Here is a 13424-nt window from a genome sequence, read left to right as displayed (position 1 = left end):
GCAGGGCGGCAACAGCCGCTGGGACTTGATCGATGTGGTGCGCGCAGCTTATGCCTTGCGTCCCGATGGCCTCGTCTGGCCCAGGGACGAGGAGGGGCGAGTCACGCTCAAACTCGAACGTCTGACCGCCGCCAATGGTATCGATCATGGGCATGCGCACGAGGCGCTGTCGGATGTCCGAGCCACTATCGCTTTGGCGCGCCTGATTCGGGAAAAACAGCCGAAGTTATATGACTGGCTGTTTCAACTGCGCAGTAAACAAAAGGTCATGGATCAAATTCGGCTGTTGCAGCCGATGGTGCATATTTCCGGGCGCTTTTCGGCCGCCCGCAACTATATGGGTGTGGTGCTGCCGTTGGCCTGGCATCCCCGTAATCGCAACGCGCTGATTGTCTGTGACCTGCACCTGGACCCTCAGGGGTTGCTCGACCTGGATGCCGAAACCTTGCGTCAGCGGCTTTATACCCGCCGCGATGACTTGGCCGAAGGCGAACTGCCGGTGCCGCTCAAGCTCATACACATAAACAAGTGCCCGGTAGTGGCGCCGTTATCGGTACTCCGTCCTGTAGATCAGCAACGTCTGGGGCTGGACATGGCGCTTTATCAGGAGCGGGCGCTGCGGCTAAGTGACGCACAACACGTTTGGCGAGATAAAGTGGCAGGTATTTACGCCAGCGACGATTTCTCTCCGAGCCAAGACCCCGAGCAACAGTTATACGACGGTTTTATCGGTGATCGGGACCGGCGTCTATGTGAGCAAGTCAGAGCTGCCGACCCTGCGCAATTAGCACAAGAACAGTGGCCTTTCGATGATGAACGTTTGCCTGAATTATTGTTTCGTTATCGCGCACGCAACTTTCCCGATACGTTGAGCTTGGAAGAGCAAGAACGCTGGCGAATATTCTGTCAGAAACGTTTATGTGCGCCTGAGTGGGGCGCGCCAAATACGCTGAATAGTTTTCTGGAGGCGGCTGCTCAATTGACGACTAGTGCTACATCGTTTCAGCGAGAGGTTCTGGATCAATGGCAGAATCATGTCCAGTCATTACGCAAACGTTTGAGTCTTTGAAAACGAAAATAACCCGCGCTTGAATTTCAGGCATAAAAAAACGCCAGCATTTGCTGGCGTTCTTTTGGTCGCGAATCAGTCTGCGACACGCTTGCGGCTTAGCCCAGCAGGGTAGCCCAACCTTCAACCACATCACCGCCCCACTTGGCTTTCCACTCTTTCAGAGTCTTGTGGTTGCCACCTTTGGTTTCGATGACTTCGCCGTTGTGCGGGTTTTTGTATTGTTTAACTTTGCGAGCACGCTTGGTGCCGGTAGTTTTTACTGCGCCGCCACGTGGAGCCTTGGTTTTGGACTCTGGATCCAACAGCGCGATGATGTCGCGCAGGGATTTGGAGTATTCGCCCATCAGGGTGCGCAGTTTGCCTTCGAATTCCAGCTCGGTTTGCAGTTTGTCGTCTTGGGACAGATTCTTCAAACGGGCTTGCAGCTCTTTGATAGCTTCTTCGGTGGCGCGATATTCGTTGATCAAGGACATGAGGACTACCTTATGTTGGGCGCTGGATGGCAGGGTGACAGTGCGACAATAATAGTCAGGGTGTTTCATCAAGTAAACATTTAACCGGAGTTTTATTTAAATTAGTTGCGGAATAGGACACACATTGGAGGGACAGTTAAATAGCGTCACAAATATTCTCAGTTGACCTCTTGAAGATTGCCCGCAAGAACACCATCGCGTGGGGCAGCCTGGTGCTTGCAGAACCTGTACCGGACCTGTGGACAAAGCCATACGTCATCAATACTGCAGTTTTGCTGCGCAATCGCTAGAATAGCGGCCTTTGCGAAGTTCTGGAGTTTCCCCCTCATGCGCACTTTTCGGCTGGTGATTGCTTGCCCGGACCGCGTCGGCATCGTTGCTAAAGTCAGTAACTTTCTGGCGTCACATAACGGCTGGATCACTGAAGCGAGCCACCACTCGGATAATCTCAGTGGCTGGTTCTTCATGCGTCACGAAATTCGTGCCGATTCGCTGCCTTTCGGTATCGAAGCCTTTCGTGAAGCGTTTGCACCGATCGCCGAAGAGTTTTCGATGGACTGGCGCATCACCGACACCGAGCAGAAGAAACGCGTGGTGTTGATGGCCAGCCGTGAATCTCACTGCCTGGCCGACTTGCTGCACCGCTGGCACAGCGACGAACTGGACTGTGAAATCACCTGCGTGATTTCCAACCATGATGATTTGCGCAGCATGGTCGAGTGGCACGGTATTCCTTACTACCATGTTCCGGTCAATCCACAGAACAAGGAGCCGGCCTTCGCCGAAGTCTCGCGTCTGGTTAAACAGCACGAGGCCGAAGTGGTGGTACTTGCCCGTTACATGCAGATTCTGCCGCCTGAGTTGTGCAGCGAATATGCCCATAAAGTCATCAACATTCATCACAGCTTCTTGCCGTCGTTCGTCGGTGCCAAGCCGTATCACCAGGCTTCGATGCGCGGTGTGAAGTTGATCGGCGCCACTTGCCACTATGTCACCGAAGAGCTGGACGCCGGTCCTATCATCGAGCAAGACGTGGTGCGCGTGAGTCACAGCGACAGTATTGAAGACATGGTGCGCTTCGGCCGTGATGTCGAGAAAATGGTGCTGGCCCGTGGTCTGCGTTATCACCTGGAAGACCGGGTGCTGGTGCATGGCAATAAAACCGTGGTGTTCTGATAGCCATACGGTTGAAATTCGAAGGGCCTGAGCGTTCAATCGCTGCAGGCCCTTCGCCGTTTTTGCACTGAGAACATGACCATGGCCGATCCATTGGACAAAGCCACTTCCAAAGCACCCGCCACATTGGGTGAGGGCTGTTTGAGTCGCTATGACCCGGATGACCTGAGCGCCGAAGACGGTACGGAGTTTCCCGGTGCCGCCGAGTTGTGGGAGCAGTTGCAGGACGATTCTGAGGATGAATCCGGGGACTCCTGAAAAAGATCGCAGCCTTCGGCAGCTCCAAGGGCGCGGTGTATACCCTGTAGGAGCTGCCGAAGGCTGCGATCTTTTAAGGCTGCGATCTTTTAAGCCCGTTTGAACTTCATCAGCTTCCTGAGCAATGGCCGCCCGAGCATCAGCAAAAACACCGGACCACCGACCACCAGGTAGAAGTAATAAGTCACTGTCCGCCAGATCAGAATCGCCGCCGCCGCGGTGGACTTCCCGACCATAGGCGCCAGCAGCGCCGCCGATGTCAATTCCGCCGCTCCGGCCCCGCCCGGCAACAGGCTGAACTGCCCCGCACTCAGTGACAGCATCTGGATCAGAAAACACCAGGCCCACTGCAAATCCACGCCCAGCCCGCGCAACGCCAGATACAACACGCTATAGCGCAAAAGCCAATGCAGGCAGGTCAGTGCAAACACAGTGATCAATGTCTGAAAGGGCAACTTCAGTGTGTCAGTGAACGCCGCCAGAAAGTGCAGGAGTTTTCGCGCCCAGCGCATCCGGGTGGTGCCTTGGACATTGAGACGAGTGAGCAAGCGACCGCTCAGACGAATCAGCGAGCGGTGGTAGCGAGCCGCTAATACGCAGCTGAACAGTCCGCCGAACATCGAGATGGCGCTGACGGTCAGCAGCCATTCCATGCGCTGACTGAGGTGCTGGAACAGTGCATAAATCAGAATCGCGCTCAGCGCGCAGAGAAAAAACAGCAGATCGCTCAACTGATCCATGGCGAACACGGCGCTGCCCCTGGCCGGTCGTACGCCGTGGCGTGCCAGCAGGGCCATGATGGTCAGCGGTCCGCCACTGCCACCGGGGGTGGCGCAGTAAGCGAATTCGGCGGACATCACCACCCCAAGGCTTTTGACGTGACTGATTTTGCCGCGCTGATCTCCCAGCAACAGGCGCAAGCGCAGGGTGTTGAGCATCCAGCACAGCAGGATCATGCCAAACATGACCAACAACCATTTCAGCGGAAAGCTTTGCAGCCGCGACCATGTCTCGCCGCCGCCCAGTAACGACGGGATGAGCACCGCAGCGAGCAGGGCGACGACCAGCAGAATCCCGCGGCTCATGCGGCGCGACCGACGACGTCGCGTTGCTGTGCCAGCCAGTTGGCCTTGGTCATCGGCACACGTCCCTCGTCGAGCAAGCGCTTGAGGGTGTGCAGCCAGTAGTGACGCGAAAACTCATGGCGCATGTCCACGGGGTGCAGGCCGAGACGAATCACCGGCGCCTGGCGCCAACGTTGCTCGCGCTGATCGCTGACGATTTTCGACAGACCGCGGCGCCAGGCGCTGCGTGCGCTCCAGACCAGACCGGGGGCATCGATTGCGGTGAAATCCGGCAAACGATACAGATGCTGCGAGTCGCTGGTGTAGCGCAGCGGTACCTGGCGCAAGGCCTGGCGGGTGCCTTCGCTCATCAGCCAGGCGGGGGCGACGAAACCTTCGAGTGGCCAGTTATAACGGTGAAACACCTCGATTCCGGCATGCAGGCGGGAGAGGGCGGCTTCCAGAGGCAAATCGTAGAACTCGCCTTCATGGGTGTAGATTCGGCGCATGAACCAGTCTCGGGGAGTGATGGGGATTGGCCCTTCATCGCAATGAAAGTAACCGTGCAGTGCCAGTTCGTCACCGCGAGCGACGCGGCGGGTCAGCAAACGTCGAAACGCCGGATACGCGGCCAGGTCGTTATGTTTGTGCAAATCGGGCACCACCAGCCAGGTGATCGGCACCTTACCCAATGCGTCGACGGCTTCGACAAAGGCTTGGTAATCGGGCCAGGTTTGCGGCGCAACGTCGTGCAATACCAGTATCAGGCTGGGCGCGTTCATGGGCTCAACCATTGGCGATCAGTGGCCATTGAGTGCCGAGTACCGCGTGATAGTGCCCCAGCAGGCTGTCGACCACGATATCCCAGGCGTAATGCTGCTCGACATGGCTACGGGCTTTCTTGCCCAGCGCGGCACTGCCCTGACTGAACAGTTCGCGCACCGCGTTGGCCATCGCTGCTGGATTGTTCGGCGCGCAAAGCAGGCCGCATTGATCGGTGACAATTTCCTGAAAAGCCCCGGCCGCCACGGCCACCACCGGAATGCCACTGGCCATGGCTTCGAGGACCACCAGGCCAAAGGTTTCCTGATCACCGGCATGCACCAGCGCATCGGCACTGGCCATCAAGCGCGCGACTTGCGCCGCCGGGTAGAACTCATTGAGGACGGTGACATTGCGCGGCACCAGGGTCGGCATTGACGAACCCACCAGTAACAGATGGTAACGACGACCCAAGCGCTTCATGCATTTGAGCAGCACCGGCAGGTTTTTTTCCTTGGACCCACGGCCGGCGAAGATCAACAGGTGAGTGTTTTCATCGATGCCCAATTCGGCCCGCAAACCTGGATCCCGTGCACTGGGGTTGAACGTTTGCAGGTCGACGCCCAGCGGTTGTACGAAAACGTTTTTGACGCCCAACCCGATCAGTTTATCGGCCATGATTTGACTCGGTGCCAGAACCCGGTCGAAGTTGCTATAAAGTTTGCTGACATAAGCTTCGACATTGGGTGTAACCCAATTGCCCATGCGATTGCTGACCAGCAGCGGCAGATCCGAGTGATAAAAACCGATCACCGGCACATCGAGCTGCCGCTTGGCGTCCAAAGCGGCCCAGGCAGTCAGGTAAGGGTCGCCGGCTTCAATCAGGTCAGGCTGCAAATCCTGCAGGACATTGCGCCACGGCGCGAGGCGGAGGGGAAAGCGATAACCCTTGCCAAAGGGCAGGGCAGGGGCCGGAACCGTGTAAATGCCATCCTGTTCACTCAAATGAGCCCCAGGAATCAGCAAACTGTGGCGAATGCCTGACTTGCTGCCCAGTCGACGGTGTTTGGCATCCAGATAGGTGCGCACGCCACCGCTGGCAGGGGCGTAGAACATGGTTATGTCAGCGATATGCACGATGAACATCCCTCCGGTCCGTTTGTTCTCCCTTGGGTTGACCTATATGAAGGATAGATGTTCGGTTGGGGTTTTGCGGGTGGGGGCTATAGCGGGATTTGTGGTGTCTGAGTGGACCTCATCGCGGGCAAGCCCGCTCCCACAATGATCTTCGGTGGACACATATTTTGTGTACGACAGAGATCACTGTGGGAGCGGGCTTGCCCGCGAAGGGGCCAGTTCAGGCACTAAATCCGGAAACTACCCACCAACTGCTTCAATCGCGAAGCCTGTTGCTCAAGGTCCGAGCATGCCCGCAACGTCGATTGCAGGTTTTCCACGCCTTCCTGGTTCAGCGTATTGATCTCGGTGATATCCACGTTGATCGATTCAACCACCGCCGTCTGTTCCTCGGTCGCCGTGGCCACGGACTGGTTCATGCCGTCGATTTCGCCGATGCGCAACGTCACGCTGTTCAAGCGTTCGCCGGCCAGATTGGCGATTTCCACACTGTCCTGGCTGTGGCGCTGGCTGTCGCTCATGGTGCTGACCGATTCCCGGGCGCCGACTTGCAGCTCCTCAATCATGGTTTGCACCTGTTGCGCCGACTCTTGTGTGCGGTGCGCCAGGTTGCGCACTTCGTCGGCCACCACGGCAAAACCGCGCCCGGCTTCACCGGCACGCGCCGCTTCAATGGCAGCGTTGAGCGCCAGCAGGTTGGTTTGCTGGGAGATGCTGGTGATCACTTCGAGAATCTGCCCGATGTTCACGGTTTTGCTGTTCAGCGATTCGATGTTGGTGCTCGAGGCGCTGAGCATGGTCGACAGCTGATTCATCGCGGCAATGCTGCGATCCACCACTTGCTGGCCATCTTCGGCCAAGCTGCGCGCGTCGCTGGCCTGACTTGACGCTTGCGCGGCGTTGCGGGCGATTTCCTGGGCTGCGGCGCCGAGCTGGTTGATTGCCGCAGCAACGCTGCTGGTACGCGAGGCTTGCTGGTCGGAATTGAACATCGACGAGTTCGAGGCGGCCACTACACGCAGGGCCACTTCGTTGACTTGGCCGGTGGCCGAGGACACTTCGCGGATCGAGGTATGAACCCGTTCCACGAAACGGTTGAACGCCGTGCCGAGGATGCCGAATTCGTCCTGATTCTGGATGGTCAGGCGCTTGGTCAGGTCGCCTTCACCGTCGGCGATGTCTTCCATGGCGCGGGTCATGACGTGCAGCGGCTGGATCAGCAGGCGGATCAGCATGCCGAGCAGGGCGATGATGATTGCCACGGCAATCACAGTCGCGACGACCGCCGAGGCACGGAATTCGCTGAGCATCGAGAAGGCTTTGTCTTTATCCACCGACAAGCCGATGTACCAATTGACCGAAGACAGGCCTTTGATCGGAGTGAACGTGACGATGCGGGTCTTGCCGTCGACGTCGATTTCACTGAAGTCGCTGCTGATGCGCGGGGTGTTTTTCGGGTACGCCTCGCTCAGGGACTTCATCGCCAGGGCTTTGTCCGGGTGAACCAGGATCTTGCCATCGGCGCTGATCAGAAAGGCGTAACCCATGCCGTCGAAGTCCAGCGCGTTGAGGCTGTCGGCGATCACCTGCAAGCTCAAGTCGCCACCGACCACGCCGATGCTTTGACCGTCCTTGAGCACACTGTTGACGATGGAAATGACCAGTTGACCGGACGCCAGGTCGATGTACGGTTCGGTCAGTGCCGAGCCGCCGGTGCTTTGGGCGCTCTTGTACCAGGGCCGGACGCGAGGGTCATAGCCGTCGGGCATCTTGCTGTCAGGGCGGATGATGAAGGTGCCATCCTTGTTGCCCAGATAGGCACCCATGAAAGTCGAGGTTACCGCCTTCTGTTCGAGTAGTTTGGAGACGTTGTCGGTGTCGGCGTTCAGTGCGACGTTTTGTGACAGGTTCTCGATCAGCAGGCTGCGTCCGGCCAGCCAGGTCTGGATATTGTTGGCCGTTACGCTGCCCATTTCTTGCAGGTAGTTGTCCAGGTCGTTGCGTATCGCATTACGCTGCAGATAGTCGTTGTACAGTGTGAACGAGGCGAAGGCAGCAATAACGATGAGGGCGGCGGCAAGCAGTATTTTATGGCTGAAGCGCAGATTTTTATTCATGGCTTGGGGGTCCGCTAAAGTCTTAATGTCCAGGGCGTGCTTTTATAAAGGCGCGCAAAATGGGCAGTGTTGAAAGTAAGCTGATATTTCCACCTCTCCTTAGGGAATTACCGACGCTATTTTCAGTCTGGTCTCCCGCTTGTTATCGGCCATGAAGGATCAAAGATTAACCATGGGTGACAAAATGCCTGATTCATCGCAACTCGTTATCGGCGCCGACCTCGCGGGCCAGTCCATCGCCCAGGCCATGCGCCTGGCCAACCGTCACGGGCTAATAGCGGGCGCTACCGGGACCGGTAAAACCGTCACCTTGCAGCGCCTGGCCGAAGCCTTCAGCGATGCGGGCGTGGCGGTGTTCGCGGCGGACATCAAAGGCGACTTGTGCGGCCTGGGCGCTGCCGGCAACCCTCAAGGCAAAGTCGCCGAGCGGATCGCCGGCATGCCTTGGCTGAACCATAAGCCTCAGGCGTATCCGGTGACCCTGTGGGACATTAACGGTCAGTCCGGCCATCCACTGCGCACGACCTTGAGCGAAATGGGCCCGTTGTTGCTCGGCAGCCTGCTGGAGCTGACCGACAGCCAGCAGTCGGCACTCTATGCCGCGTTCAAAGTGGCCGACCGTGAAGGGTTGCTGCTGCTGGATTTGAAGGACTTGAAGGCGCTGCTCAATCACCTGCGCGACAACCCCGAGTTGTTGGGGGATGACGCCGCGTTGATGACCACCGGTTCCAGCCAGGCGCTGTTGCGCCGTTTGGCGACGCTGGAACAGCAAGGCGCCGAAGCATTGTTCGGTGAACCGGCGCTGCAGCTGGAAGACATGTTGCAACCGGCCGTGGATGGTCGCGGGCGCATTCACTTGCTCGATGCCAGCCGTCTGGTGCATGAAGCACCGAAGGTCTATGCGACGTTCTTGCTGTGGCTGCTGGCCGAACTGTTCGAGCAACTGCCGGAGCGCGGCGATGCCGAGAAACCGCTGCTGGCGCTGTTTTTCGATGAAGCGCACTTGTTGTTCGCCGGTACGCCCAAGGCGTTGCAGGAGCGTCTGGAACAAGTGGTGCGACTGATTCGCTCGAAAGGTGTGGGGGTGTATTTCGTCACCCAATCGCCAGGTGATTTGCCGGATGATGTACTGGCTCAACTGGGCCTGCGCATTCAGCACGGTTTGCGCGCATTCACCGCCAAAGAGCAGAAATCCCTGCGCGCGGTGGCCGACGGTTTCCGGCCGAACCCGGCATTTGAAGCCTTGTCGGTGTTGACCGAGTTGGGGATCGGCGAGGCACTGGTCGGCACCTTGCAGGACAAGGGCACACCCGGGATGGTCCAGCGTGTATTGGTTGCACCGCCACAATCGCGGATCGGGCCGCTGACCGAGACCGAGCGCACCGTGCTGATTGCCGGTTCGCCGTTCAAGGGGCGTTACGACAAGCCGGTCGATCGCGAATCGGCTTATGAAGTGCTGATGGGGCGCAAAGGCCTGGCGCCGGATCCCGAAGCTGTGCCGGGCAAACCTGCACCTGAAGAGCCGAGTTTCACCGAGCAGGCCGGGGAATTCCTCGGCACAGCGGCAGGCCAGGCATTGAAATCAGCGATGCGACAGGCGGCGAATCAATTGGGCCGACAATTGGTACGCGGGTTGATGGGGTCTTTGCTCGGTGGCAGCAAACGCCGATAGCGAGCAGGCACAGTAAAAATGTGGGAGCGGGCTTGCTCGCGAAAGCGGTCTGACAGTCAACATTGATGTTGAATGTGATGGCCTCTTCGCGAGCAAGCCCGCTCCCACTTTCCGCTCCCACTTTGGTTGCTCCCACTTTGGTTTTATGTCAGGTTTTGGGCTTGGCGTGCGCCGCCAGCCGTTCGAGGGCCGCCCGCAGGTTCGGGTCGGCAATCCCGTCAGCCGTCGCCTGAATGGTCGCCGCCGCATCGGTCGACAAATTTATCGTATGCCCCGCAGCCCCTTGCTGAACGGTAGGCGGTTGAACCTTGAACAGAATTCGCGTCAGGCTGGCGAACTCGTCGAACAGCTGTAACTGCCGTTGCAGACGCTTTTGTTGATAACGCAGGCGGGTGGCCCAGTGACCGTCGGTGACAATCAGCAGCAAACTGCCTTCGCGCCACGACGCTACATGGCAGTGCTCGCGGGCCGCCGGCTGCAACTGACTTTCCACCAGGCGTTGTAAATGACCCAGGCGTTGAGCATGGCCAAAAATGGCTTTCAGCGGTTTGGCTTCGCGAAGCAGAACGGCGGGTGCTCTGGCCGTGAGAGGGCGAAATGCCATGATCAGACACCTGAAGTAACAGAGCGGCCATGGTAACAGAAAGCACCCGCTGCCCCCGACCCATTGCTTTGCGAGCGCTTTACCCATTAAATCAACAAGTAACTTATGCCCTTGATGGGTTGAAGTTCAGCAAAATGCCCTTATTTTAAGTGAGCCCCGTCATAGCGCAGTGCATGCATCGTGGAATAACGCCACTTTCCTCACCATCGTTTCCGGGTAGAATACTCGTTCGCATGCGGCCATGAGGGCTGCACGGGCGACTCACGGGGCCGCCCTCCATCCCTTTAGTGTGGAAGATCCTGCCGATATGTTTGCGCCTTTGTTAAAGAAACTTTTTGGAAGCAAGAACGAGCGTGAAGTCAAGCGCATGCTCAAGACGGTGCAGCTCGTCAATGCCTTCGAAGAGCAAATGGTGGCCCTTTCGGACGATCAATTGCGTGCCAAGACAGACGAGTTCAAGGCCCGCCTCGCCAAAGGGGAAACCCTCGACAAACTGCTGCCAGAAGCCTTTGCGGTCGCCCGCGAAGCCGGTAAGCGTGTCATGGGTATGCGCCACTTCGATGTCCAGCTGATCGGCGGCATGACCTTGCATGAAGGCATGATCGCGGAAATGCGTACCGGTGAAGGCAAGACCCTGGTGGCAACACTGGGCGTTTACCTCAACGCGCTGTCCGGTAGGGGCGTGCACGTTGTGACGGTGAACGACTACCTGGCCCGCCGTGACGCCAACTGGATGCGTCCGCTCTACGAATTCCTCGGCATGACGGTCGGCGTGGTCACCCCATTCCAGCCGCCGGAAGAAAAGCGCGCTGCTTACGCCGCCGACATCACCTACGGCACCAACAACGAATTCGGTTTCGACTACCTGCGCGACAACATGGCGTTCAGCATGGAAGAAAAATTCCAGCGCGAACTCAATTTTGCCGTGATCGACGAAGTCGACTCCATCCTCATCGACGAAGCCCGTACCCCGCTGATCATTTCCGGTCAGGCCGAGGACAGCTCCAAGCTGTACATCGAGATCAACAAACTGATCCCGCAGCTGGAATTGCACGTCGAAGAAGTCGAAGGCGAAGTCACCAAGGCTGGCCACTACACCGTGGACGAGAAGACCCGTCAGGTCGAACTCAACGAAGCCGGTCACCAGTTCATCGAAGACATGCTCACCCGCGTCGGCCTGCTGGCTGAAGGCGAGAGCCTGTATTCGGCGCATAACCTCGGTCTGCTGACCCACGTTTATGCTGGTCTGCGCGCGCACAAACTGTTCAATCGCAACGTCGAATACATCGTGCAGGACGGTCAGGTCGTACTGGTCGACGAACACACCGGCCGTACCATGCCGGGTCGCCGTTTGTCCGAAGGCCTGCACCAGGCCATCGAAGCCAAGGAACACCTGAACATCCAGGCCGAGAGCCAGACCCTGGCGTCGACCACGTTCCAGAACTACTTCCGTCTGTACAACAAGCTGTCCGGCATGACCGGTACCGCAGACACCGAAGCGTTCGAGTTTCATCAGATCTATGGCCTGCAGGTCATGGTCATCCCGCCGAACAAACCGTTGGCGCGTAAGGACTACAACGACCTGGTGTTCCTGACCGCCGAAGAGAAATACGCGGCGATCATCGGCGACATCAAGGAGTGCATGGCTCAGGGCCGTCCGGTGCTGGTGGGTACCGCCACCATCGAAACGTCCGAGCACATGTCCAGCCTGCTCGTGAAGGAAGGCATCGAACACAAGGTCCTGAACGCCAAGTTCCACGAAAAAGAAGCCGAAATCATCGCTCAGGCCGGTCGTCCGGGCGCGCTGACCATCGCCACCAACATGGCCGGTCGTGGTACCGACATCCTGTTGGGCGGTAACTGGGAAGTGGAAGTCGCTTCGCTTGAAGACCCGACCCCTGAGCAGATTGCCCAGATCAAGGCCGACTGGCAGAAACGTCACCAGCAAGTGCTGGAGTCGGGCGGTTTGCAGGTGATCGCTTCCGAGCGTCACGAATCGCGCCGTATCGACAACCAGTTGCGCGGTCGTGCCGGTCGTCAGGGCGACGCCGGTTCCAGCCGTTTCTACCTGTCGCTGGAAGACAGCCTGATGCGCATCTTCGCCTCTGACCGGGTGAAGAACTTCATGAAGGCGCTGGGCATGCAGTCCGGTGAGGCGATCGAGCACCGCATGGTGACCAACGCCATCGAGAAGGCTCAGCGCAAGGTTGAAGGCCGCAACTTCGACATCCGTAAACAACTGCTCGAGTTCGACGACGTCAACAACGAACAACGTAAAGTGATCTATCACATGCGTAACAGTTTGTTGGCCGCCGACAACATCGGCGAAACCATCGCCGATTTCCGTCAGGACGTGCTCAACGCAACTGTCAGCGCGCACATTCCACCGCAATCGCTGCCTGAGCAGTGGGACGTGGCCGGTCTGGAAGCGGCGTTGCAGAGCGACTTCGGTGTGGCATTGCCAATCCAGCAGTGGCTCGACGAAGACGATCACCTCTACGAAGAGACCCTGCGCGAAAAGCTGATGAACGAGCTGATCGCCGCGTACAACGAGAAAGAAGACCAGGCCGGTGCCGAAGCACTGCGTACCTTCGAGAAGCAAATCGTTCTGCGCGTACTGGACGATCTGTGGAAGGACCACCTGTCGACCATGGACCACCTGCGTCACGGCATCCACTTGCGTGGTTATGCGCAGAAGAACCCGAAGCAGGAATACAAGCGCGAGTCCTTCACCTTGTTCTCCGAGCTGTTGGATTCGATCAAGCGCGACTCGATCCGTGTGCTGTCGCACGTTCAGGTCCGCCGCGAAGATCCGATCGAAGAAGAAGCTCGCCTGCGTCAGGAAGCCGAAGCACTGGCTGCGCGCATGCAGTTCCAGCACGACGAAGCACCTGGCCTGGAGCAACCGGAAGTGTTGGGTGAAGAGGTCGACGTAGCCCTCGCCACCGCACCGGTGCGCAACGAGCAGAAGCTGGGCCGTAACGAGCTGTGCTACTGCGGTTCGGGCAAGAAGTTCAAGCATTGCCACGGGCAGATCCAGTAAACCCGTTTCATACGCTGAAATACCCGCGCCGCGACCGGCTTATGCC

General features: G+C 58.2%; 11 protein-coding genes and 1 pseudogene. 5 read left to right on the top strand and 7 right to left on the bottom strand.

Annotation, left to right across the window (positions count from 1 at the left end; genetic code table 11):
- Positions 1-1069: exodeoxyribonuclease I (gene sbcB / locus PMI36_RS13425; protein ID WP_008072449.1), on the top strand; the 1069-nt coding region annotated here is incomplete at its 5' end.
- 98 nt (positions 1070-1167) lie between these two features.
- Here sbcB and mvaT read toward each other — a convergent pair.
- A complete protein-coding gene (gene mvaT / locus PMI36_RS13430) occupies positions 1168-1545 on the bottom strand; it encodes a histone-like nucleoid-structuring protein MvaT (protein WP_007933316.1) in 378 nt (125 codons plus the stop codon).
- A 327-nt stretch (positions 1546-1872) separates the two neighbouring features.
- Between mvaT and purU the strand changes: the two genes are divergently transcribed.
- On the top strand, positions 1873-2721 hold the full coding sequence (purU, locus tag PMI36_RS13435; protein ID WP_008072448.1) for a formyltetrahydrofolate deformylase: 849 nt from the start codon (positions 1873-1875) through the stop codon (positions 2719-2721).
- Between the two features lie 81 nt (positions 2722-2802).
- Entirely contained in the window at positions 2803-2979 is a 177-nt protein-coding gene (locus PMI36_RS31715) for a hypothetical protein (RefSeq protein ID WP_007903851.1), read from the top strand.
- 89 nt (positions 2980-3068) lie between these two features.
- On the opposite strand, the gene PMI36_RS13440 is transcribed toward PMI36_RS31715, so the two are convergent.
- The 5 genes and pseudogenes from PMI36_RS13440 to PMI36_RS32500 all read right to left on the bottom strand — a co-directional run.
- Positions 3069-4064 carry a lysylphosphatidylglycerol synthase transmembrane domain-containing protein gene (locus tag PMI36_RS13440; protein WP_008072447.1) on the bottom strand — a complete coding sequence of 332 codons (996 nt, stop codon included), beginning with the start codon at positions 4062-4064 and terminating at the stop codon, positions 3069-3071.
- Positions 4061-4837, bottom strand: a complete 777-nt coding sequence (locus tag PMI36_RS13445; RefSeq protein ID WP_008072446.1) for a DUF2334 domain-containing protein — start codon at positions 4835-4837, stop codon at positions 4061-4063. Before PMI36_RS13445 ends, PMI36_RS13440 begins: the two co-directional genes overlap by 4 nt.
- Positions 4830-5951, bottom strand: coding sequence for a glycosyltransferase family 4 protein (locus PMI36_RS13450; protein WP_008072445.1), 1122 nt, complete (start codon positions 5949-5951; stop codon positions 4830-4832). The genes PMI36_RS13445 and PMI36_RS13450 overlap by 8 nt, the downstream gene beginning before the upstream one ends.
- 218 nt (positions 5952-6169) lie before the next feature.
- Positions 6170-6934 (bottom strand): methyl-accepting chemotaxis protein, encoded by a 765-nt coding sequence (locus PMI36_RS32505; protein ID WP_427623017.1) that lies wholly within the window; start codon positions 6932-6934, stop codon positions 6170-6172.
- 93 nt (positions 6935-7027) lie between these two features.
- A pseudogene (locus PMI36_RS32500) lies at positions 7028-8059 on the bottom strand (HAMP domain-containing protein); the annotation flags it as partial.
- 184 nt (positions 8060-8243) lie between these two features.
- On the opposite strand from PMI36_RS32500, the gene PMI36_RS13460 reads away from it, so the two are divergent.
- On the top strand, positions 8244-9731 hold the full coding sequence (locus tag PMI36_RS13460) for a helicase HerA-like domain-containing protein (RefSeq protein ID WP_032830489.1): 1488 nt from the start codon (positions 8244-8246) through the stop codon (positions 9729-9731).
- A gap of 148 nt (positions 9732-9879) precedes the next feature.
- Here PMI36_RS13460 and PMI36_RS13465 read toward each other — a convergent pair whose 3' ends face one another.
- Entirely contained in the window at positions 9880-10335 is a 456-nt protein-coding gene (locus tag PMI36_RS13465) for a DUF721 domain-containing protein (protein ID WP_008072442.1), read from the bottom strand.
- A 307-nt stretch (positions 10336-10642) separates the two neighbouring features.
- On the opposite strand from PMI36_RS13465, the gene secA reads away from it, so the two are divergent.
- Positions 10643-13378, top strand: coding sequence for a preprotein translocase subunit SecA (secA, locus tag PMI36_RS13470; protein WP_032830487.1), 2736 nt, complete (start codon positions 10643-10645; stop codon positions 13376-13378).
- The last annotated feature ends 46 nt before the right edge of the window (positions 13379-13424 follow it).

The sequence above is a fragment of the Pseudomonas sp. GM79 genome (assembly GCF_000282495.1).
Taxonomy (GTDB): domain Bacteria; phylum Pseudomonadota; class Gammaproteobacteria; order Pseudomonadales; family Pseudomonadaceae; genus Aquipseudomonas.
The sequence above is the reverse complement of the archived record's forward strand: the minus strand, read 5'-3'. Positions and strand labels throughout refer to the sequence as shown.

What these genes read in the sequence shown, in the direction of transcription:
- PMI36_RS31715 (WP_007903851.1), top strand. Translation starts at nt 2,803, where the DNA reads ATGGCCGATCCATTGGACAAAGCCACTTCCAAAGCACCCGCCACATTG.
- mvaT (WP_007933316.1), bottom strand. Translation starts at nt 1,545, where the DNA reads ATGTCCTTGATCAACGAATATCGCGCCACCGAAGAAGCTATCAAAGAG.
- PMI36_RS32505 (WP_427623017.1), bottom strand. Translation starts at nt 6,934, where the DNA reads ATGTTCAATTCCGACCAGCAAGCCTCGCGTACCAGCAGCGTTGCTGCG.
- PMI36_RS13440 (WP_008072447.1), bottom strand. Translation starts at nt 4,064, where the DNA reads ATGAGCCGCGGGATTCTGCTGGTCGTCGCCCTGCTCGCTGCGGTGCTC.
- purU (WP_008072448.1), top strand. Translation starts at nt 1,873, where the DNA reads ATGCGCACTTTTCGGCTGGTGATTGCTTGCCCGGACCGCGTCGGCATC.
- PMI36_RS13445 (WP_008072446.1), bottom strand. Translation starts at nt 4,837, where the DNA reads ATGGTTGAGCCCATGAACGCGCCCAGCCTGATACTGGTATTGCACGAC.
- PMI36_RS13460 (WP_032830489.1), top strand. Translation starts at nt 8,244, where the DNA reads ATGCCTGATTCATCGCAACTCGTTATCGGCGCCGACCTCGCGGGCCAG.
- secA (WP_032830487.1), top strand. Translation starts at nt 10,643, where the DNA reads ATGTTTGCGCCTTTGTTAAAGAAACTTTTTGGAAGCAAGAACGAGCGT.
- PMI36_RS13465 (WP_008072442.1), bottom strand. Translation starts at nt 10,335, where the DNA reads ATGGCATTTCGCCCTCTCACGGCCAGAGCACCCGCCGTTCTGCTTCGC.
- PMI36_RS13450 (WP_008072445.1), bottom strand. Translation starts at nt 5,951, where the DNA reads ATGTTCATCGTGCATATCGCTGACATAACCATGTTCTACGCCCCTGCC.